Raw genomic sequence first — 23,681 nt, 5'->3', positions numbered from 1 at the left:
TGTAAATATATTAGAGATGATTTCACAGCATCAAGAGGGTGTTCCACTCTACCGCAAAATAGCCTACCAGCTAATTGGAGACATTCAAACCGGAGTTTATAAGCCAGGTGATAAACTCCCTTCAGAGAACCAACTTGCAGCACACCATAACGTACATCGTTTAACGGTGCGACAAGCCATTGGTATGATTGTCGAACAAGGAATGGCGTATCGTCAGCAAGGAAGGGGTACTTTTGTAGCCCAACCGCGTTTGCATTATTCCATTAATACCAAAACCAGTTTTAGTAATTCTCTTTTAAAACTCGGTTATCTCCCCAGTTTGAAAATTATTAACGTCCAAACCGTAATTGCTTCAGAACAACTGGCAATTTTGTTGGAGGTTCCCCCAAATTCGATCTTGATTGAATTAAAAGTTCTTCGTACTGGTAGTCCTCAAATCACCGGGAATAGCATTCCCGCACACGAACCTTTGTGTGTCAGTCTTTCTTATTTACCTTTGGATAAATTTCCAGAATTGCCAAACCAAATTTACAAGTCTTATTCCCTCTACGGTATTTTACAAAAATTTTATGGCATCGAAACTAAACGAATACGGACTTATATCGAGACTGAAATTGTTAGTCCTGAGGATGCTGCATTATTACAAATACCCACTGGTTCCCCTGTTTTAATTACTAGAGCAACTGCTCAAGACCAGCATCAGCAGATTATCGAACATACAATTAGTCGTTTTAGAGGAGATAGATTTACCTTGGAAGTTTCTGGTTAAAATTGGTATACGCTTAACAATAGTAAACAACAAATAAAACATCATATCCAGTTATTGTGCTGGATATTTTTATCGATGATTCCCCATTACAAATTCTTAAAAGTTCGGGAGTCATCAATTTTTTGAAAAATACTACATTCAATTAAAAAAAATAAAGGTGTTTCCTATGGGATTTTACCAGTTATACCCCATTGTAAATCATTCAAAGCTTGAGGATCATCGATTTTTTTGAAATATACTGCATTTAATTGTTTGAGAAAATGTAGATTTTCTGGTATTCCCTTTACACCAGGTAATAAAACAGGAATTAAAGGAATTTTTGCTTCTATACATCGGCGTGTAAATGCCCTTAGTTCTACTTCCTCCCATTTTCCCAAACCATTAGAACTAATGAAAATAGCAGCAGATTTCACATGGGGAATTGCTTGTTGAATAACATCTTGGAACCACCTTCCAGGAGGAATTTGTTCTGTATCTAACCAGGGGTTTAAACCCCGTTGTTTGAGAAAATTCCCAATAATCTCTATTTGGGACTTATCCCTATTATTATGGGCAAGAAATACGTCAAAATCTTGAGTTTCTATTTTCCCTTGGATGATTGTTGTAGCTCTTTCTTCGTTACGTTTAGTATCAGCAGCTTTGTCCATTTCGGGAATAAAGGAAGATTCTAACTTAATTGCTTTGAGACGCTCCTCACGGTCGAAAAGCCAAACTCTGCTGTCACAAACACCACAAGTGATCCACTGGTACATTCGTTCTCGTCGACGTCTGACTAGTAACTCGCTGACCGGCGTATTACATTTATCACAAACAAAAATACGACGACGAAGAACAGTTTGGGAGAGGGTTTGACGCTGGAGATGAGTATAAATATATTCTTCAAATTGAAAACGAGTCTCTTCGCTTGCTTCAGGTTTGAAAAATAAAGTCAATTCCGCTTTTCCTTCCTCAATATGACGTAGCCAAATACCACATTCTCCCCCTACTTTCGCTGTAAATATGACTGTATTTTTCCACATCTCTTTGCATTCAAAAAAGCCACTCCGGGAAAGACGAACTACCAATGTGGTATAAACATTTAATACAGCTCCTTCAAATTCAAAAATTACTGCTTTACCTTCAGGATCAGGAGCTTCTGGCCATTCGCGAGTAAATTGGGAAGGAAAAACTAATATAGAACCATCGTCAGTATCTGCTCTCAAAGCAATTTCACGGCTAAATAATTCCTCAACTGTTGCAATCAAAAGTAATTTCTCTTGTTCTTTATCTTTGATTCGCTCTTCTTTAGGCATCCGAAAGCGTATGGCACGAACATCTTCTTCTACTATGTGACCAAAGCCCTGGGGTTCCTCTTTTGCTGCGTTAATAATTGCAGAAGCGTAAGCATCTAACAATTCTGGTTGCAGTAAAATTAAGTTACCAAAGCTAAGTCTGCGAATTAAATCCCGAGATTCTACAAGTCCAATGCAAGTCTCAAACTCATCGTATAATTCCTTACTATTGAAAGAGTTATTTTCAGACATCAAGAAAGTACTGTATAAGTCATCAACTTTAGTCAGAAGTCGTCTTTCCTTTTTTTCAGAAATCAGAAATCGTTTAATTTTCTCAAAAACTTCTGTAGATTTCACTTTTGGTAGAATATCCCAATTGATTGAGTCGCAAATCGCTTCTTGCAATTCTTCAACTTTCCATCCTTCCTTTGCACTGGTTCTGAAATAAGCATTAAAACCTAATTCTTTGACTAAAGACTTTATGCGATCAGGGCTAACACTAACTCCACCCCGGTCGGCTCGAGCAGAAACTAAGATTTTTTTGAATGGTTTTTCAGAATTACCGGGAATTTTTTGAGCTTGACATAAGGCACGATTCCAATAATATACTCCAGCAAAAGGATCGGTTTCACTACGAGCATCAAAGATAATTAACACTATAGCTAATTCGCTTAAGTGTAACTGATGGACTAATCGATAACCCGGTTGTCCGGCCAAATCCCACAGTAATATTTCCCGAATTTCTTTGCAATCTTCTCCTAAATCCACTTCCTGACGATCAAAAATATCAACATGACGACCGTGGGTTGATTCAGTTGCTTCAAACGGTTTACCCGTAAGGACAAGACTCAAACCAGATTTACCGACACCAGTGTCACCGACCAAAACGACTTTGGCATTAGTGTATTGAGATGATAAATCAGATTTTTTTGTTTGCAACAGCAGATTTTTATCAATGTGCCAAATCCGAATACTTATATCTGCGTCTCCCAAACTTGCTAAAATCTGCTCCGAAGGATGAAATGCTAAACCAAAAGGCAAAGATTTAAAAGTTGGCTCGTCAATTACTGCTAGCTGCTCCCAAATATCACAACTCCATAAACGAACAGTTCCATCGGAAGACTTGGAAGCTAGTAACTTACCATCACAAGAAAATTGCACGCAGTTAACCGCACCAGTATGACCTTCAATAATAAATAGCATCTGCCCCGTTGCAACACTCCATATCTTGATTGTGTTGTCATAAGAACCAGATGCAAGCATTTGTCCGTTAGGAGACCATGTCACACTATAAATGTCTGAAGAATGACCTTTCAGTACTGTTTTTATTTTACTAGTTTTTTTTTCCCAAATTATGATGGTTGTATCGTGGGAAGCTGAGGCGAGTAAACTCCCATCGGGCGACCATTCTAAACTATTCACTTCTCCCGAATGTCCTTCAAGTTTTTGCTGCTGCTTTTCTTCCAGGTTATATAACAAAATTGACCAATCATCACGCCTTCCACCGCAGGCTATCGTATTACCATCTATTGACCAAGACATACTCAGACCGATACCCGTACCCATGGAAATTATCTCTTCAGGATTTCCATTTTCTACGCGCCAAAGTCGGATGGTTTTATCATCTGAACCAGAAGCTATCATTTTTCCATCTGGTGACCAAGCAACAGATCTAACTCTTGTGAAATGACCTTTTAAAGTTTGAAAACATTCTCCTCTGTTTAAATCCCAAAGCTTAATTGTTCCGTCAAATGAAGGTGAGGCAAGCATTTTACCATCTGGCGACCATTCAACTTTACTGATTAGGCCATTATGACCTACCAACTTGTGTTTAAGCTCTAAACCAGAGGGGATTTCGCTGTAGTTAAGCTGATTTATCATGGATTATTTTTCTTTGTGTAATTTTTCAAAAATTCACTTTATTAGTACCGATAAATTTTAGTTAAATAAGATAATTTAATTTCACATATAAGCAAAAACTCTCTAAAAATTTAGACTTATGTTATGGGAATTTTGGTTAACCTAGGATTCTGAATTAACAAAGAAAATATTTTGCAATTTTTCAAGATAGAAAATAGATTTGACTTATCTTATATGATGTGCGGAAAGAGTTTGTCATACTATTGCATATCGAACAAAGGTCATAGATAATTCTAATTTTTAAGAGATAGCAAAACATTTTTAGGTCTAATACTCTTACATCAGTCTGGGCAAATAAAAATACAAGGTAATATTTGAACCTATTTACAGAGACTGGGTTTAGAGCTATATCAGCTACCATTATTTACGGCTCAAATTATCGTTTTTGCCTAAAAGTTTTATACAGCAAAGGTTTTGATACTACTCTAGCAAGGGTAACATCAAAGAGCTAATCTTAAATTAGCTACATTTAAAAATGCATTTAACAACATTATATACTTTATAAAAAAAAAACTTGTTGGATAAGTTATCGTTGCAAATTTACCCAACATAATTCTCAATATTTTAAGTTTAATCGGTTGTGAGCAGAATCACATTCAGACAAGTATCCGTATAAACCCGCAACAAGCAAATAAAAAATACTAAAATTTTATTCCGCGAAAAAGATAAGTACTTTGTAGCAATAAGTTGTTATTCGAACTTGATGTTCTGTCAAAATACACAAAAAATCTTCAGAAAACTATTAAGATTAGAACTGAGGCACTCACTATATGAAAATAAACATCTGCTCTGGGGTTGAAGCTTGACTTTTGATTATCTATTGTGTATTCATGCTTCATAATATTTTTTGTATTTACCGCATTCGTAACTTATTAAAATAAATTTATTTTTGTCAATATATCTAATAGTAGAAATTTATCTGCAGAATTATCGTATATAATTTCCCAAAAATTATCCAAACCTAAAAACTCTATTTCGACGTAACCCAATTCAGGAAGATATAGTAGTACATTTTTATTTCAATTAAAAAATCTTGATTAAATACTTCAATTTTTCCAAGTCGGTTGGATGGGCAAACGATGAGAAATAAACTATAAAGAGATACAAAGACTTTCTAGAGAAGCTCTTGTTTTTTCTACTAGAGTAGACAATACCAAAGTCAACTTTGAATGTTAAGAAAAATTAATTAACATTATTGTAATAAAATTAAAAATTAGTTGTATTGAAAAATAATTTTGTGGAATTTTAGATATAAAAAGAAATTCAAGTTATGCTAAAAGATATAGGAAAATATATACTGAAAGTAAATTTTATCGACAAATAAATAATGGTAAAGAACGGCAATTAGCGGCATTGTTTTTTAGCAGATACCAAACATATTAAATTATGTTTACAATTTGCGTTTTTATAAGTAATCAAAAATAAAAAATAGCATATTCTTAGAGTAAATACTATTTTTTATTATCAATAAGTATCTGATAATAATTAGCATTATAATTTTTTACAAAATAGGGAGACATAAATGGCAGCTATTAAAGTTGGTAAAGAATTTCTTGAAATTCTTAAAAATGCTTATTCAGAACGCTTTGGAGCATCACCAGCTTCTTTAATTAAAAGACTCAATCAAGTATATAAAGATGAATTAGAAGATGAAGATAGTGATTTAATTTCTTCACGAACAATACGTAATTTTTTTAATTCTAGCGAGCCACCAAATATGTTGGAAAAAAATCTGAATTATTTATGTTTTGTTCTTTTGGATTATAAAAGCTATCAAGAAGCTTTAAAGCAGTTAGTGCAGAATGTTGAAGATGATGTTGAAATAGATGATATCGAAAAGGATTTTTTCAAACCTTATTGGGAACACTTAGAAAGGAAGTGTAGCACCATGAGAGTGCTTGATATGAGTGAACCTGTGAAGCTGAATAGCATCTATGTAGATTTGAATTGCTTCAAAGATATTCCGGGACGTAAACAACAAGCACTTCAAAATTTAATCAGAGATTTGAGTGCAGATAATCCTGAAAATCTCAAACGTCTACCTTTTCCTGATAAAGAAAATCAGATTCTAGGTTTGGAAGCTGTCAAAAGCTATCCAAAACTTATGATTTTGGGTAAACCAGGAGCTGGTAAAACTACTTTTTTGAAGTATCTGGCAACAAACTCTAATTTATTAGAAGAATCAATCGAAAAAATAATACCAGTATTTATCCCTCTAAGAGAATTTTCAGAACATGAAAATCTGCATAATTTAATTGATGCAGTTGTATATGAATTTACTCAATCCATTCCCAATTATGAATCACAAATAAAGCTATTTCTTGAAAAAGGAAAATGTTTAATTTTGTTGGATGGTCTTGATGAAGTATTAAATCACGATCGAATTTACCAAAAAATTGAGGAACTGATCAATTCATATCCAACAAATCGTTTTATAATTACTTGTCGTACAGGTGCAAGTGACTATATATTTAAACATTTTACAGAAGTAGAAGCAGTAGATTTCGATTTGGAGCAAGTAGAAAAATTTGCACGTAATTGGTTTAATTACCGCGGAGAAGGAAAAGTTAGCGAAGAATTTTTAAACAAGTTACAAGGGAATCAACAAGTTAAAGAATTAGCAACAAATCCATTATTATTGACTATTTTATGCTGGACATTTGAAGATAGTTATGACTTTACAAGAAGCCGCTATGGATTATATGCGGACGCAGTAGACTCATTATTAAGAAGATGGGATGCAAGTCGTCGAATTGAACGGAAGTCAAATTTGAAGCTTTCAAGACAACGAAAAATCGCCATGTTCAGCCAAATTGCTTATAACGGATTAAATCATAACCCACCTAAGCTTTTATGGCAAAAATGGGAATTAGAGCAAAAATTAATTGACTTTATTGAATCGATAAGCTTTGAAATTGACACTTATGACGTATTAAGAGAAATTGAAGCTAATTATGGTTTATTAATTCAAAAAGCAAAGAGAATTTATTCTTTTTCTCATCTCACTTTTCAAGAGTATTTTGCAGCTGAATATATTGTCGAAAATAGAGAAGTTGTTTCCTTAAATAAATTTGTGGAACAAAATCTCATGAAACGTCAATGGCGGGAAGTATTTATTTTAATTACTGAGCGTCTTAATCAAACTAAGGTCGATGAGTTTATCAAACTAATATTCAAGCGTACTAATGAAATGATTAAAGACAGCCAGCCATTACAAGATATGCTTAAATGGCTCAATAAAATGACTGTTAGTGCAGGAGTAAAATCTAGTTCTTGGCGAGCTTTATATTTAGCTCTTGATTTAGATACAGATCTCTACATTAATAACGAAATTGAGATTGACAGGCTTCCCTTTATAAACCTGGCTAAAGAAATGAGAGAGTTTAATCGGAAACGAAATAAAATTACACCTCCAACCGACAGAGCTAATCTCATATTATACATAGCTAGTGTTTCAACTTTACCTGCTCTTTATGCCGAGAAAAATTTTAATATCCAATCCTCAAATGTTCAAGTTCCTAGTGAATTTACTAAAGAACGCCTGAAAGTTAACCAACAATCAAATGCTAGGGAAAAACTTGACTTAGTTATCGATCAAGTTCAGAAAATTAACACTCTCAAAAATGATATTCAGTTAGAAAAAGATTTGAAACAGTTGAGAAAGACTATTCCCGATAATTCTTCTCGTCAATCCTGGGAAATTTGGGCAGAAGAATTAAGAAAAATTATGCGCGAACATTTGGATATTGGTTATAAAACTGATTTTGAAGATATAGATGTTAAAGCTTTAGAGAATTATATTTATGCAAATTTTTTGTTTTTAGAATGTATCCATACAGAAAACTATTCTTCTAAAAAACTGTGTGAGGAACTTTTTGATAATTTATTATTGCCAAGTAATGAAATTGCACCACATTTACTACATTGCTAAATATCAATCAACTGTCAATAAATATTAACGGAGAAATAAATAGAATTGATGATTTATAACGAAGAAGTTGTTGAAAAAACTAAAGAAGAAATATTTAAAATTATTGCCAAAGCAAGGTTACCATCATCAGCATGTATTGCACTTGACGGTGACAAAGTAGGAACCAAATTTGGTGAATTTTATAGGAAAACTGCAAGTGAAGAAGCTACAGATTTATCTACAAATTTAAAAAGCTTCATGCTTGCTCTTTGTGACTTGAACACTAAAATTGGTAGTTCCTTTGGAGATGTTGTCAAGTTTGAGGTCGCAGGTGGAGATAACATTTTAATAAAGTACTCTTTAAAAGAAATTGATGGTGAAATTTTAGCAAAGAAGATTGCTAATCTATTTGAACGAACGATTGGAATTAAAATGTCCTATGGACTCGGTAAGACAGCCTTTTTAGCTCATTGCAGGCTTAGACAAACTAAATCAGAAGTAAATTAGACTTTGCCGCATAATGTGTAAATTTTATCTAAATCTAAAAATTTAAATTAAATTAATCTTTTTAATATCAAAGGTATCAAGAACCTTTACGTTATTTTAGGTTTCAATTCACCCAAGGCATGAATCGAAATTCTTTGCCCATTCATTACTCCTTACTACAGCCTGGATAAAATTTCAATATATTTGATGGGGGTTTATTCCAAAACTTTTAAATCGAACTCATGTTAATCAAAATTTAAACAATGCCGCTAATTGCCACTTATTTCCAGTGATTGCTTAAAAGGTATATAATTAAGCAGATAGCTTGATTAAAAGCTAGGGAAATTTTAGGCGTAGCTCAATCATGTCAAACAAGCCAAACCAGACAAAAGTGAAAGTTTGTAACCACAAACCTGGTGATAAATGGGATGATGGCTGCTGTGGTAACGAGTCAGCCAAAAATCAAAATTCTGAAATTACTGGCGATGACCAAAGCGCTATACCAGAGGTATATCGCAAACAAAACAATCAAGCATCTAATGAACAACAAGCATTTAATAGTCAAGAGAATACTTTAGCTGAACATCAAGAATAGCTGGTAACACAACAGAAGATTCAAAATCTATTATTTAGCGTGTATAAAAGCTCTACTAGCTTGTTAGTTTATAGTATATATGTATCTACAGTATGTACTAAAAGTATTCTGTGCGAACAAAACTTAAATCTACTTACCAAAACTTAATTCTAAAATTTCTCCCAAATAAAAAAGATTTACGACCCTCTAACTTATCTTTAGCCTTATTGCGAGCTTTCTTAGCTTTTTTATCATTAGGCTTAATTTTTATCGCCGCTTCATATGCTGTAAGTGCATCTTTATAGCGTTTCATATCAAACAAGACATTACCTTTGCTATAGAAACTTTCAAAATGTTCTGGTTGATAGGTAATCGCCATATTATAAGCTTCGATTGCTTTTTGATATCGCTTCAATTTATATAAGGAATTACCTTTGTTATACCAAGAATTATAGTCGTTACCTTGAATTTCAATTGCTCGATCGTAAGCATCAACTGCTGATTCATAACGCTTAGTTTTATGCAGACACCATCCTTTATTAAACCAAGCCTTATAGCTTTTGGGTTGGTATTTAATCACTTGTTGAAAGGATTCAATTGCTTCTTCATGACGTTCTAGATTAATCAGCATATTACCTTTAGATAGCCATGCTTGGGAATAATCTGGTTGGTATTGCACAGCTTTATCATATGCTTCAAATGCTTCTTCATGCTCTTTTAATCTGGCATAAGAATTACCTAAATTATACCAAGCTTCAACGTAATCTATTTTTAAACCTGTTGCTTGTTTGTATGCTTCTACCGCATCTTCATAGCGATGTTGTTTATGTAGTGCTTTTCCTTTATTATTCCAAGCCAAATCAAATTTATGATTCAACTTAGTTGCTCTTTCGTAAGCATGAATTGCTTGGGAATATCGATTGATATCGCTGAAAGCTTCCCCTAATGCATTCCAAACTTCTGGTTGATTTTCATCGAGAATTAATGCTTTGTTGAATGAGCTAATTGCATCTTCATATCTTTCTAATTTGTATAGACTAAACCCTCTATTTCTCCAGGCTTCCTTATTATTATTTTCTAGTTTAATTGCACTATTGTAAGCTTCTAATGCTTCTTTATATCTTTTTTTCTCATAAAATGTTTTACCTAAACCATTCCAAGCTGGATAAAAATCGGGTTTAATATCAACTACTTTTTCGTAAGATTCAATTGCATTTTCATATTGTTTTAAATCATAAAACGTATTAGCTTTCTTATATAAATCATTAGCATTCTCCTTGCCTACGATATCTACTATGGAAAAAGATATAACTCCTCCAGTAATTACTAAAATAATTGCAGTTAATGATTTAATAATAATTTTTTTATAATTAATTTTGGAGGGAATAGCACTTTTTAAGTATTCAAGTTTAGGAGAAACAATAAACGTTTTTGATATTTTATTTTTTTGCTTATCTAAATTTATTAAAGATTCCAATACGATCGCTGCTGAAGAAAAACGCTGACGAAAGTCATAGCGCACCATCATATCTAAAATTTGTCCTAACTCAGGACTAACCTGTGCTCCATGTCGCCAAACAATCTCATGAGTCTTTTCATCTTTTTCTAATTCTTCTGGAGCAAGTCCGGTTAATGCTTGGATCCCAATTATTCCCAAAGAATAAATGTCGCTGTTAAATTTGGGACAACCCTGTGCTTGTTCTGCAGCTATGTATCCAGGAGTACCTATAACTACGGTGGATTTAGTTTTCCCTTCGGGAGTAAATATTTGTGTACTGATTTGTTTAACCGCACCAAAATCGATTAGAACTAATTTTTTATCTTGCTCTCTACGGAGAATGTTCCCAGGGTTAATATCACGATGAATTACCTGTTGCTGATGAACAAAGTCCAATATCTGTAAAACCTCAACCAATAAAGAAATTACTTCCTGCTCGGGTTTCTTTTCCCCAGAAGTTAATTCTTGATAAAGGTCATGACCAGCAATAAATTCTTGAACGAGGTAAAATTCCTGGTTTTCTTCTAAATATGCTAATAACTGGGGTATTTGGTTGTGATTCCCTAATTTATGTAAAACTTGAGCTTCTGTATCGAATAAACGTCTAGCTGTTTGTAGGTTTGATAAATCTGTTGACTGAGTCTTCAGTTTTTTGACAACACATTCAGGTTTACCAGGTAAGTGGGTATCTTGGGCGATAAATGTTTCCCCAAAACCACCTCCTCCTAAATGTTTGACAATTTGGTACCGTCCAACAAGTATTTTTGCCAACATTTTAGTTTGTCATCACGTATTTCGATAAATTCTAATTTCAATCTTGCCATATTCATTAGCATCAAGCTTTTCTCATAGCGTAGTTTTGATATCTTTCTCAAGAATACAGATGGTTTTTTACCTCATAATCGCAGATTTCAGAGTTCCTATAGTATTACAAATAATTACTCTATAAACTGGTAAATTAATTGTACAGTTAACTATTACTTCACTTCTGGAGCGTTAAAAATAAAAGAGTTTCTGTATCTGTATATTTAGCAGTCACCATAAGTGTTAGGACATTTATCTATCCCCTGTCCCCTTCAAAGTAAAAGTATAATTTCCTAACAAACACGTTTACTACTATATGTAAGGTTTGATTTATCACTAAAGGCAGATTGTAAATAACCGGATGAATGTAAATATTCACTATTAATCTGTTATTTTGCTCAAATATCCTACGAGCTAAAATCCAATAAAGTTACAAATTGCAATGATTCCTATTAGTGATAACGTTCGCGGTAAAAGGGTACCAGTAGCCACTTACAGTCTGATTGGTATTAATATTATTTTATTTTTATGGGAACTAAAACTAGAACTAAGTGGCGAATTAAGTAATTTTATTTACAGTTGGGGAATCATTCCCGGTAAAATTAGTTTGGCAATTACCGATGCAATTTCAGGTAATCCTGCAGCTTGGGTAATAGTTATATTAAGTTCGACGTCGTTACTCGCAGGAATGTTTCTTCATGGGAGTTTCAGTCAGATATTAGGTAATTCATTGTTTTTATGGGTTTTTGGTAAATCGGTAGAGAAAGCCTTTGGTTATGGCAAATTTTTAAGTTTATATCTGATTTGTGGTGTTATTACTGGTTTAATCCAAATTTTGGCTGAACCTACTTTGAAAGTACCTTTAATTGGTGCGAATGCGGCGATCGCTTCTGTTTTAGGAGCATATGTATTTAGATTTCCCAAGGCTAAAGTTGATACTATTCTGCCTTTAATAATTGTGTTTATTCCCATAGAAGTACCTGCTTCGTTATATCTTTTGTGGTGGTTTTTACAACAGTTATTTTATAGTGTTGGTAGTTTAAATATTACTGGTGGAGTAAATCCAAGTAGTGCAGGATACTGGGCACATGCTGCAGGTATATTTGTTGGTGCTAGTTGGGCGCGTTTTAGATCTTAAAATAATCTCTAAAGGCTATTAAGTATTCTGATATTATCTTTCAACTATTTTATTTACCTAAAATATTTCCAATGTTCGATAGCTAATCTTCAGTTCTCTATGTTATGAAAACACGATCGCAAACTTTGAAAATGTTACTAACATAACAAGTATAAGTTACTAAAAATTGGGTTCGTCTTGATGGATCTCTTTACTTACGGAATGCATGTGCTTGGTTCAGGTGCTATTGCTTATTATTCTGCACTGCAAATTCGCGATTTGAAAACACGACCTAATATCCTTGCGGGTTTCCAATTAGCAGAATCAGGTTCCGTCCCCTTTTTAACAACCCTAAGCGAGCGTGCTGCTAATGAGGGTGATACTTGGTTAGCAGAAAAATTAGCAAAACACGCATCGGATGAAGATAAACATGGTCAAATTTTCGCCCATTCCCTGAAGCAATTAAACAAAGAGGTTATAAGTTTTCAGAATAAAACTCAGAACACAACTGAAACTACCTCTGGGAAAACAGAGGAAAAGAAATCCGAGCGTTCCCGCAGTCCTTTTTTTGCTGCATATTTTCGAGGTTACTCTTCAGAACAACTCAAACCTTTACATATTGACTGGAATACTTTCATCGGTAGCACTTACATTTTGGAATTGGATGCTAGTAAAGATTTTACCCGCATGGCAAATATTTTACCGGAGAAAGATACTGTTACTCGCACATTAAAACTCGGAATGCTGAGTATAGCTCGAGATGAAACAAGCCATGCAGCATATTTGTATGAAGCAATGATGCGCAGAATGTCTGCAAATGAAGTTCAAGTCTTGATAGATGAATGGCGCAAACGTAAGGTTAATGCTATGTGGGCATTTGCTAGCAATTTGTTACAGCGTCAAGAGGAACAACCTTCATTAGTGCAGGATAGTACAGCGTCCAAAAAAGAAGCAAATACAGAATTTGCTGTTGCTTAAATCAACTTCTGAGTTTCAACCCAGACAATTCTGCTAATCACCCAAATTACCCATATGCTCCTTCGGACATGAACAGATAGCTTTTGTATTCGTTCGTGTTCGGAGGTATTGTTACAAAGCAAATTTATTACGCAAATAGACTTAATTATTGATTCTTAATTTATATAAAACTTATTACTTGCGATCGCACAATTTTATTTTTGTACTTGTATCCTACAACGATTAAATTTACTCCAACCAGATCTATTGTAAGTAATTTTTAGAACATTCAAATTCGGTATCAAGTTTTTTTTAGACTCTAGATATAGCTGACTAAAAATTTGTAGGAATAAATCATTTTTCTTTTTCTTCACCCTACTCCCCAATTAGATGTATCAAAATATATGATATGTGATGTGGATAATTTGTGAGCTAATGTAATTATAATCCTCTCTGAGTAAGGGGGAGCGCTGAAGAAGGTGATACGTTAAATAACCCTTCTTCTACGCCCAGGGTGACAAATAGTAATAAGGGGGAAAACCTGATCGGAATTAACTTTTACAACTAATAGTCCTAAGCTTAATTCGTATATGCAAGGAGTGAGGGGTCTTCCCCCTTAAGTGCCCTAGGCAACTTTATCATAAAATTTGGCTATAAGAAAACGAACATAGGTATCAAAAATTCTTATTCGTACTAGAAGTCTGAAATATTACTCTTACTCTCTCGAGAAATTAATAAAATAAAGTGTAACTTCATGCAAGCCTTTAAGTGATTTTAACCAGGTTATAATCCAAACTTAATCTAATAGTTGTTTACTGAAGAGTGATTCACTTTTTGCTGCAACATTTGAACCCCTCAGGTCTCGATTAGTATGGGTCTTGGGGGATTATTTATTCTTCCCTTATTCTTCGCGATCTTTTTTGTATAAATTTTGAGTAATATATTCTCATGGGTAAGCCAGGACAGAAAAATAATTTCAACACTGCCTGTGAAAAGTAAGAATAATTTTCCAGTTTCTACAAAGGGAACCGATAATATTTTAGATATTGCTAAATCTCATCTAGTCAACCGAGTTGCACCCATAGCCAATGATATAGATTCCAATCCAGATAGTTTACTCACAGCACTTAAAGGGCTTGGTAAATTGGGTTTATTGGCTTTGAAAGTTCCTCGTCGTTGGGGTGGAAAGGAATTAGTACAAAATGACTTTAGTGATTTTCAAGAACTGGTAGCTAGATACTCTGGTGCTTTAGCTTTCTTGCAAACCCAACATCAAAGCGCAGGAAGTATGTTGGCGAACAGTAGCAACTCTCATTTGCAAGAAAAGTATCTTCCCCATATGGGAAATGGTGAATTATTGGTAGGTGTTGGATTTTCCCAATTACGCCGTCAGGGAAAACCTTTAACTGAAGCTATCTCTGTCCCTGGAGGATATCAACTAGATGGTTTTGTCCCTTGGGTAACTGGATATGGTTATTTTCATTACTTTATCGTTGCTGCGACCTTATCAGATGGTCGTGCGGTTTTTGGAGTTGTACCCTTTCAGGAAACACAACAGCAAGGTGGAGGTTCGATAACGTTTTCTGATCCCGCGTCCTTAGCAGCAATTACATCAACCAACACAGTGAGTGCGACTTTGAATAGTTGGTTTTTACCATCGGAAAATGTTGTTGCAGTCAAAGCCCCTGGTTGGATAAATCATAACGATCGCATCAAGGTTCTTAACAATACTCCGATGGTGACAGGTTGTGCTTTTGCTGGTTTGGACCTCATTGAATCGACATTACAAAAAAAACCTTTTCCATTCATTCAATCAGCTTTTGAGTCTCTGAATCAGGAACTCAGGGAATGTCGCAAGCAAATTAGGGAAATGAACCAGCAGTCTGCAGATGTAGAATTATCGGTAAAATTAAAATTACGAGCGTGGTCAATCGATCTTGCAACACGTATTGCCCATGCTTGTGTTACTGTTTCTAGTGGAGCGGCGAACTATAGTAATCACAATGCCCAGAGAATTTATCGGGAAGCATTGGTATTTACAGTAACAGGTCAAACCTCAGCAGTCATGGAAGCGACCTTAGCCAGGTTAACGCGGAACTCCAACCCTAATTTTTCTAATCTGAAACAAAATACCCATAGAACAGAAATTACACCAAAGAATTCCCAGAACTTTATTCGTTACTCCCGCATCATTCACCTCAGCCACACAATTGATACTGATATCCCCCAGTGGGAGGGTGACCCACTAGTAGAATTTGAGGAAGTAGCAAATTTTACTGAAGATGGCTATTGTTTGCGTCGTTTCTCAATGGGAGAACACAGTGCTACTCACGTCAATGCACCTAATAGTTTTCATCCTAACGGTATAGGTATCGATAAATACCCTGCAGACTCTTTAGTTTTATCTGCAGTAGTTATAGATGCTCGGGAACAAGCATTAGCTAATCCTGACTATAAACTTACTCTTGAAGATGTATTTGCTTGGGAAACACAAAATGGGGAAATACCTTCTGAGTCTTTAGTCTTAATGAATACGGGTTGGAAAGACAAATGGGGTGATTGCGATGCTTTTCTTCCACGGGATCCCCAAGGAAATCTACACTTTCCAGGCTTTGGTCTTGATGCAGTACATTTTTTACTCGAAAAACGGCTAATTGCTGGAGTTGGTATTGATACTCACGGAGTCGACCCAGGTCAAGATAAAACTTTCGCTGTTAACCGCTTAGTATTAGAAAAACCCCGGATTGTATTAGAAAATTTGAGCAATTTAGAACAGTTATCTCCCACCGGGACAACTTTAGTTATTGGAATTTTACGCTTGAGTGATGGTTCGGGTTCTCCAGCTGGAGTACTTGCATTTTGCAATAGTTGAATTGACAAGAAGTCAAATGATTTTTCTTAAACCCTAATCTTCAAAGCTTGAAAGCTATATTATTCTGTATCGTAATTTACCTTTATCATATACGACACTTGAAAATATTTTGCCGAAAGATAAAGTTATATTTAGAACTGTAACAATTATAAAGCTTAATAAAAATGGTATTAAGAAAGTTACATTTAAGTAGAAATTAGAGACTAAAATCGAAACAAGCCTATTAGTTTTGTAGCAAAGCCATAATAGAAGGGGTTGTTTTCGTTATGTCTGACTTAAATAGAGGAATCATGAAATTTGAGGGTGCTGACTCTCCAAAATTAGTCGTGATTTCGAGTATTTTTATCTTGGGGTCAATTACCGCTCTAATTATTTGGGCACTCAGTTCCGCCTACGCTATCAACTAAATATCTATTGATTGAATACAAAACTAGGGTGTAGTAAGTGTTGGAGTGCAGTTAACAACGAAAACGCGTGGGGAAATTATAGATATTAATACTCAATGTTTGAGACTCAAGATTTAATCTTCAAGATTACTGATGCTTGAAATTAACTATTTTTGAAATTAATGACTTGAGATTAATAATATTTTTCCCTTACTGTTATTGCCGCATTCTAAACATAGCTAGAATATCTCTAAAATTATCAGTTCTTTATAACACCCAAAAATCAAAGAAATTAATATTAGCGAACAGTAGGGGCGTAGAACGTAACCAACGCCCTTATTTAATTTGACCTATAATTTGCCCCGAAATACTCAGAAAGGCTTTAGATTTGAAATGGGAAACGAATTCTAAAGTTTATAACATAATTTACGTATGAGCGAACTCTGGGGTGCCTTACTTGTTTTAATTGTTTGCCCAATTTTGGGTGCAGTTCCGCTAATTGCTTGGATTACAAGAGCTTTGACCCAACAGCAATTGGTGAAGGTTGGCACTGGCAATATTAGTGTTTCTGCTGCCTTTTATCATGGTGGTACGCTGGTAGGAATATTGGCAGTTATTTCTGAAGCATTGAAAGGAATTGTTGCAGTTTTAATTGCGAGAACATTTTTTGGTCATGGGTCGGCTTGGGAATTAATTGCTTTATTTGCTCTAGTAATTGGGAGATATTGGATTGGTAGAGGTGCGGGAACGACAAATGTTGTTTGGGGGTTTGCGCTCCACGATCCCTTAGCATCGGTATTCATATTTTTATTTGCCAGTATTAGTTTTAGTATTCTGCGATCTCGGACTATAGCCAAGTTCGGGGTTTTGGTAACGATCCCAATCATTGTGGCGGTTTTACATTTTGATGATATTCCGAAAATTCTGGCAGCAGTTGCCTTATCCGGGTTGATAGCTTGGATTTATACCCAAATCCCTGACGATTTAAATTTATCTCCAGAAGAAGCGAAAGCTGATTCCCAAGCTGTATTTCAGTTATTTCGTGGCGAACAAACGATTTTATCCCTTGATGACGATCTAGATCCAGCATTTGTGGGAGAAAAGGCTGCGAGATTATCTCAAATAAACCAGTGGGGTTATCCCGTTCCCAAGGGTTGGGTGCTTTTACCCTATGACGACCCACAACCATTAATTGATTATCTACAACCTTCAGAATTATCACCACTAGTAGTGCGTTCTTCTGCGATTGGTGAAGATACAGAATATTCTTCTGCTGCCGGACAATACGATACAATTCTCAACGTCACTACTAAAGAAGGATTACAACAAGCGATCGTCAAAATTCAAGCTTCCTATGATAGCCCAAGAGCACTACAGTATCGTAGCGATCGCGGTTTAAAATCCACAGCGATGGGAATTCTCATCCAGCAACAAGTTCGTGGGGTATTTTCTGGGGTTGCTTTTAGTCGGGATCCCATGAGTCAAGAACTTGATGCAGTAGTAATTGAAGCTTTACCGGGTAGTCCCACCCAAGTGGTTTCGGGAAAGGTGACCCCAGAGCAATATCGCGCCTTTGTTACGGATGGGGAAAACCATTCTTTAATTCAATTGGAAGGTTCGGGTAAAGTTCCACAAGTATTGATCAAACAAGTTGCTTACCTATCGCGACAAATAGAAACGCGCTATCACGGCATCCCTCAAGATATTGAGTGGTGTTATGATGGGCAAACTTTGTGGGTATTGCAAGCTCGACCGATTACAACTTTACAACCGATTTGGACGCGTAAAATTGCTGCAGAAGTTATTCCAGGGACGATTTGTCCTTTAACTTGGTCCATTAATCGCCCCCTTACCTGTGGTGTCTGGGGTACTATTTTTAGCGTCGTATTATCAGAACGAGCTTTAGGATTAGATTTTAACCAAACTGCAACTTTACATTTCTCTCGAGCTTATTTTAATGCATCTCTCCTGGGAGAGATATTTACTCGGATGGGATTACCATCAGAAAGTTTGGAATTTTTGACCAGGGGAGCTAAATTTACCAAACCACCGATCGAATCGACATTACGAAATATTCCTGGACTTCTACGTTTATTAGTTAGGGAATTATGTTTGGAAAAAGATTTTAAACGGGACTTGCGTCAAAGATTTACTCCAGCCTTATCGGAGCTAGAAGAAGTACCCAGCGATAATCTTGAGCCTAAGCTTTTATTGGAAAGGATTAATTTTATTTTGGAAATGCTGCGTCGCACAACTTATTACAGCATTTTGGCACCTCTGAGCGCAGCATTACGACAAGCAGTTTGGCGAACCAAGGATTCCGAAATTGATCGTCAAAAAGATCCAGAAGTCGCCGCACTCAAAGCCCTAACAGAATTAGCAATAAACGCCCAAGGGGTGTTACGCGTGGGTAGCAGCTTTGCTGAAGGCGTCAGCGCGTACGAAGCGAACGCCGCCAAACAAATATTACCGAAGCCAGAACCTGACGATGTATTGGAAAGACTAGCCCAAACATCTCAGGGTATAAAAATTCTGACTCAATTTAACCAATTTTTAGAAAATTATGGTTATTTAAGTGAGGTGGGTACGGATATCGCTGTTCCCACTTGGAAGGAAAATCCTCAAGTCGTCAGAGAATTGTTTGCGCAGTTAATCCAAGGAAATACTCCACCACTAAATAATAGTTACCAAAAGCAGTCTCGTAAAAATCAAGGAGCAGTACAAAGAAGAATTAACCTCAAAGCCAAAGTATCAGAAGTTTATTCTCGGCTGCTAGCTGAATTACGATGGTCCTTTTTAGCTTTAGAAAAACAACTGTTAAAAAGCGGTTTACTAAAACAACCTGGAGATATATTTTTTCTAGAATTAGAAGAAGTACAGACTCTGATTGAAAGTCCCAATACAAACTTGTTGGATAATTTGCCTCAATTAATAGTAAAACGTCAGGAAAAATTCGAGGAAGACAAACATTTCAATAGAGTTCCCCTGTTAGTATATGGCAATGCACCTTTATCGCCTTTGGAATCTGCAAATACAGTATCTGAACAAATATTACAAGGTATTCCAGCTAGCCCGGGAAAAGTTCAAGGAAAGGTCAAAGTTTTGCACACCTTTGAAGCAAGCATAGATATCGATAAAAATACAATCTTGGTTTTACCTTACACTGATGCTGGTTGGGCACCAATTTTAGTTCGAGCAGGGGGTTTAATTGCTGACGCAGGTGGTAGACTTTCCCATGGAGCTATTCTTGCTCGCGAATATGGTATCCCTGCAATCATGGACGTTAAGAATGCTACTTGGAAGTTACAAGATGGGCAAAAAGTTACAGTTGATGGCTCTAGCGGTATTGTGGAAATTGATAACGATCTAAGACCAGAATGAAATTTATTTCCCTCAGTAGGCTAGCAGAAGAATCTGTTTCCCATAACCCTGAAATAAGGAAAAAGGTAATGTTGCGTGCAGGTGAATTACCTCACCTCACCAATTTCTCTCAAGCACATTTTGCTCCAGGACAAACTTCACCTGCTCATGCTCATCAAGATATGTGGGAAGTATTCTTTGTTGAGTCTGGTTCTGGAGTTATTTCTATAAATGCTCGAGAATATCCTCTTTTTCCCGGCGATTGTGCAGTAGTGGAACCAGGTGAAGTTCACGAGATAAGAAATAATAGTGACGTGGAGTTAGTTCTTACCTATTTTGGGTTAAGAAATAGCCAATTAAGTTAAATATAGCACTATTAAACTAAGTTAGGACATATATTAACCTTAAAAGCCATACGTGTTAGGCTTATGTCCTACGGACACGCTATGCTAATAACTTTTTACTTGCGCGTAACCCTATACTACAACTTTTACCCGAGATAATTAAATATCGGCATTTAGAAAGGCTTCAATACCGAGAAAATAACCTGGTCACCATATCATCCCTTAATTAAGCCTAGGTTACAGTAAAGTAATATTCCCGATAAATGTTTCTCACAATACCTCATATTTGATTCATTACATTTAAAGGCATATAAATTTTTATTTTTTATTTTATTTTTCAAATAATGCTCTACTAGAGCGTAGTCTTTTGCTAGTCAATATTGAATATTTTGCTTACTATTTTTTATTAGCCAAAATTTATATTTTTATGTTTTTATATTTTTCCTATACTACGTCAGAAGAATATTTTGTTTAATTTTTAGCAAAAATTAATTTATAGGCGATTTTATTTTTCTCTACAAACAATATATAGAGAGATTTTTATCTCATCTTATTTAGGATTTAGGATTTACGAATTCATTTTTACTTTTTCCAAATTCCAGAATACATTTATAAACTAGGAGCAGTCATCGCCAATTGTGAGTGAAATTGTTTTGAGATGGCGGGATAAATTGTAAAGGAATATGACTGAAATCCGCTCTTATCCCATTATTTAACAGTTTTATGTTCCTAGTCTTTTAGTTCGAGTGCACCCTAAGGAAAATGAGATAAATCCCTAACACCCTTTTTTATATTGAGTCCTCATTAATATTTAGAACTTACAATTACAAGCTTTGACCTACGTATCTCAGGGATAAGAGCTTATTTCGCATACCATGTAATGTGACAAATCTATTACCAAAAACTATGAATTCCATAGATAATAAATTATGGATTATCTGCTTTTTGAATATATAACGAATGAAACGTAAACTTTTTCTTATGGAACATATCTAAGATTTTTTTTATAATTGCTCTCTAGATAGTAGGTAATATTGTTTGAAACCATGTAAGCTATTTTTAATACAGGTTAAATCTTGCGGGCCGAAGTACTTAACTAAGGTCTTAAATAGTCGTGCATCAAAGTGATATAGCTGTCACATTTTTATCATTGGACTCATTATTTTCCTTACATATTTAGCAAAAAAACAATAATGCAAGTAAGAACAGTAAGTTTTTCTTGTATTACTTTTTCTGGTCTCAAAAATCAGGTAATTGCTAGAAATTTGTGGTCACATCAAATCGGAATCATTCCTATTTTCTCAGTCAATCATTGTTTATTTGATTAAAAAAATCTGAAAATGCAGATAACTAATCGCATCCATTTTAGAAATATCAAGGGCGACTTATTTGGTGGTTTAACTGCTGCCATTATTGCTTTACCAATGGCTTTGGCTTTTGGTGTTGCTTCCGGCGCTGGCGCTCAGTCTGGTCTTTATGGGGCGGTATTAGTGGGCTTTTTTGCTGCCCTCTTCGGTGGTACCCCAACATTAATCTCCGAGCCCACCGGACCTATGACCGTGGTAATGACTGCGGTAATTGCCAACTTAACCGCGACTAACCCTGAAAATGGTTTAGCCATGGCATTTACCGTGGTGATGATGGCTGGGGTCTTACAAATAATTTTTGGAGCCTTGCGCCTGGGTAAATACGTTACCTTGATGCCCTATACGGTAATTTCCGGTTTTATGTCTGGGATTGGTGTCATCCTAGTCATTCTCCAAACGGCACCATTTTTAGGACAAGCTAGTCCCAAAGGTGGGGTAGTTGGAACGGTTCAAAACATACCCAACCTATTAACGAATATCAACCCAATTGAAACTGGTTTAGGTGTCCTAACAGTAGCAATTTTATTATTCACACCATCCGCCCTGAAAAAATGGGTTCCTCCTCAACTAATTGCTTTAGTCTTGGGAACATTAATTTCGCTCTTGGTATTTGGTGATGTTGAGATTCGAAGAATAGGCGAAATACCTACTGGCTTACCGGCATTACAGTTACCTGTATTTAGCGCAGCCCAGTTCCAAATTATGTTCATCGATGCTTTGGTTCTAGGTATGCTTGGCTGTATTGATGCGCTGCTCACTTCAGTTATTGCAGATAGTCTGACACGGACTCAGCACGATTCAAATAAAGAACTTATTGGTCAAGGGATTGGTAACCTAGTTTCTGGCTTATTCGGCGGTATCGCCGGTGCTGGTGCAACCATGGGGACAGTAGTTAATATCCAAGGCGGTGGTCGCACTGCTCTTTCCGGTTTAACCCGGGCAATGATTTTGCTTGTAGTAGTTCTATGGGCAGCACCTTTAACTCAAAATATACCCCTAGCGGTCTTAGCGGGTATTGCTCTAAAAGTAGGTATAGATATTATTGATTGGGGCTTCTTAAAGCGTGCTCATAAAGTATCTCCAAAAGCAGCCTTAATTATGTACGGGGTGATAGGTCTTACTGTGTTTGTTGACCTCATTGCAGCTGTGGGAGTAGGTGTATTTGTTGCTAATATATTAACTATCGAACGCCTAAGTAATCTCCAGTCCAAAGATGTAAAAACCATTACTGATGCAGATGACGCCATTCGAATGAGTGAAGACGAGAAGGATTTACTCGACCGAGGAAATGGTCGCATCTTGTTATTCCATCTCAGTGGTCCCATGATTTTCGGGGTATCCAAAGCAATATCTCGCGAACAAACAGCAATGGAAGATCATGATGTCTTGATTTTGGATTTAAGTGATGTTCCCGTACTTGGTGTAACTTCTTCATTAGCAATTGAAAACACCATCAAAGAAGCGCTCGAGAAGCGACGTCAAGTATTTATTGTTGGTGCGGCGGGCTCTATCAAGAAAAGACTAGAAAAATTAGGGATTTTCGATATCTTACCAAGGCAAAATCTTGTAATGGATAGATTAGAGGCGTTGAGATTAGCAGTAGGATATCTACAGCAAGTTGACAACAATCCTGTTACTTCAGATTTATATTTACAAGGTTGAAGAACAAATAACATATAGAATTCATTCAACTTTTGGGTTGTGAAAACTATTTGAATACGTACAAAACCAAGACACGAAGACCTGCCTGTATTTTCCTTTGTGTCTTGGTTTTAAGTCACATAACTTACCTGTTTCAGCTTCCACTCTAAATCTAAATCGGGGAATTGTCCGTAGGTTTTTGTAAAACTTAGTAGCATTTATTTTTATTTCAGCCCTATCCCTTGTCTGAGTAAGCAATGTAGATGTGCCACTTAATATATACAATGTATTAAAATAACTTGGAACCAAACCACATGAATTTAGTAGATTTGTAGAGATTTACAATTTCATGTCTCTCGAGAGAACAGAAGCTAGCGCTGACGCCACAGACTTTGTATCGCCTCA

General features: G+C 35.7%; 12 protein-coding genes. 10 read left to right on the top strand and 2 right to left on the bottom strand.

Annotation, left to right across the window (positions count from 1 at the left end; genetic code table 11):
- The first annotated feature begins 16 nt into the window (after window positions 1–16).
- Entirely contained in the window at window positions 17–769 is a 753-nt protein-coding gene (gene phnF, locus BC008_RS15905; RefSeq protein WP_027840422.1) for a phosphonate metabolism transcriptional regulator PhnF, read from the top strand.
- Window positions 770–933: 164 nt separating this feature from the next.
- Here phnF and BC008_RS15900 read toward each other — a convergent pair whose 3' ends face one another.
- The gene (locus tag BC008_RS15900) at window positions 934–3,921 is read right to left on the bottom strand and encodes a WD40 domain-containing protein (RefSeq protein WP_058183658.1); all 2,988 of its coding nucleotides are present in this window, start codon (window positions 3,919–3,921) and stop codon (window positions 934–936) included.
- A 1,561-nt stretch (window positions 3,922–5,482) separates the two neighbouring features.
- Between BC008_RS15900 and BC008_RS15895 the strand changes: the two genes are divergently transcribed.
- From BC008_RS15895 to BC008_RS15885, 3 genes are all read left to right on the top strand, one after another.
- Entirely contained in the window at window positions 5,483–7,891 is a 2,409-nt protein-coding gene (locus BC008_RS15895; RefSeq protein ID WP_027840423.1) for an NACHT domain-containing protein, read from the top strand.
- A gap of 48 nt (window positions 7,892–7,939) precedes the next feature.
- Window positions 7,940–8,377, top strand: a complete 438-nt coding sequence (locus BC008_RS15890; protein ID WP_027840424.1) for a hypothetical protein — start codon at window positions 7,940–7,942, stop codon at window positions 8,375–8,377.
- A 343-nt stretch (window positions 8,378–8,720) separates the two neighbouring features.
- Entirely contained in the window at window positions 8,721–8,951 is a 231-nt protein-coding gene (locus BC008_RS15885) for a hypothetical protein (protein ID WP_027840425.1), read from the top strand.
- A 133-nt stretch (window positions 8,952–9,084) separates the two neighbouring features.
- On the opposite strand, the gene BC008_RS15880 is transcribed toward BC008_RS15885, so the two are convergent.
- Window positions 9,085–11,202, bottom strand: a complete 2,118-nt coding sequence (locus BC008_RS15880) for a serine/threonine-protein kinase (RefSeq protein ID WP_027840426.1) — start codon at window positions 11,200–11,202, stop codon at window positions 9,085–9,087.
- Window positions 11,203–11,674: 472 nt separating this feature from the next.
- Between BC008_RS15880 and BC008_RS15875 the strand changes: the two genes are divergently transcribed.
- From BC008_RS15875 to bicA, 6 genes are all read left to right on the top strand, one after another.
- Complete coding sequence (locus BC008_RS15875) at window positions 11,675–12,370, top strand: rhomboid family intramembrane serine protease (protein ID WP_027840427.1); 696 nt, start codon at window positions 11,675–11,677, stop codon at window positions 12,368–12,370.
- 180 nt (window positions 12,371–12,550) lie between these two features.
- On the top strand, window positions 12,551–13,327 hold the full coding sequence (locus BC008_RS15870; RefSeq protein WP_027840428.1) for a hypothetical protein: 777 nt from the start codon (window positions 12,551–12,553) through the stop codon (window positions 13,325–13,327).
- Between the two features lie 967 nt (window positions 13,328–14,294).
- Window positions 14,295–16,178: a cyclase family protein gene (locus tag BC008_RS15865; RefSeq protein WP_027840429.1), complete on the top strand. Its 1,884-nt coding sequence runs from the start codon at window positions 14,295–14,297 to the stop codon at window positions 16,176–16,178.
- Between the two features lie 818 nt (window positions 16,179–16,996).
- Window positions 16,997–19,945: a glycerol-3-phosphate acyltransferase gene (locus BC008_RS15860; protein ID WP_027840430.1), complete on the top strand. Its 2,949-nt coding sequence runs from the start codon at window positions 16,997–16,999 to the stop codon at window positions 19,943–19,945.
- Window positions 19,942–20,289, top strand: coding sequence for a cupin domain-containing protein (locus tag BC008_RS15855; RefSeq protein WP_027840431.1), 348 nt, complete (start codon window positions 19,942–19,944; stop codon window positions 20,287–20,289). The genes BC008_RS15860 and BC008_RS15855 overlap by 4 nt, the downstream gene beginning before the upstream one ends.
- A 1,319-nt stretch (window positions 20,290–21,608) precedes the next feature.
- Entirely contained in the window at window positions 21,609–23,297 is a 1,689-nt protein-coding gene (gene bicA, locus BC008_RS15850) for a bicarbonate transporter BicA (RefSeq protein ID WP_036263915.1), read from the top strand.
- Window positions 23,298–23,681: the final 384 nt, after the last annotated feature.

This window comes from Mastigocoleus testarum BC008 (genome assembly GCF_001456025.1).
GTDB classification, from domain to species: Bacteria; Cyanobacteriota; Cyanobacteriia; order Cyanobacteriales; family Nostocaceae; genus Mastigocoleus; species Mastigocoleus testarum.
This window is presented reverse-complemented; position numbering and strand designations above follow the sequence as displayed.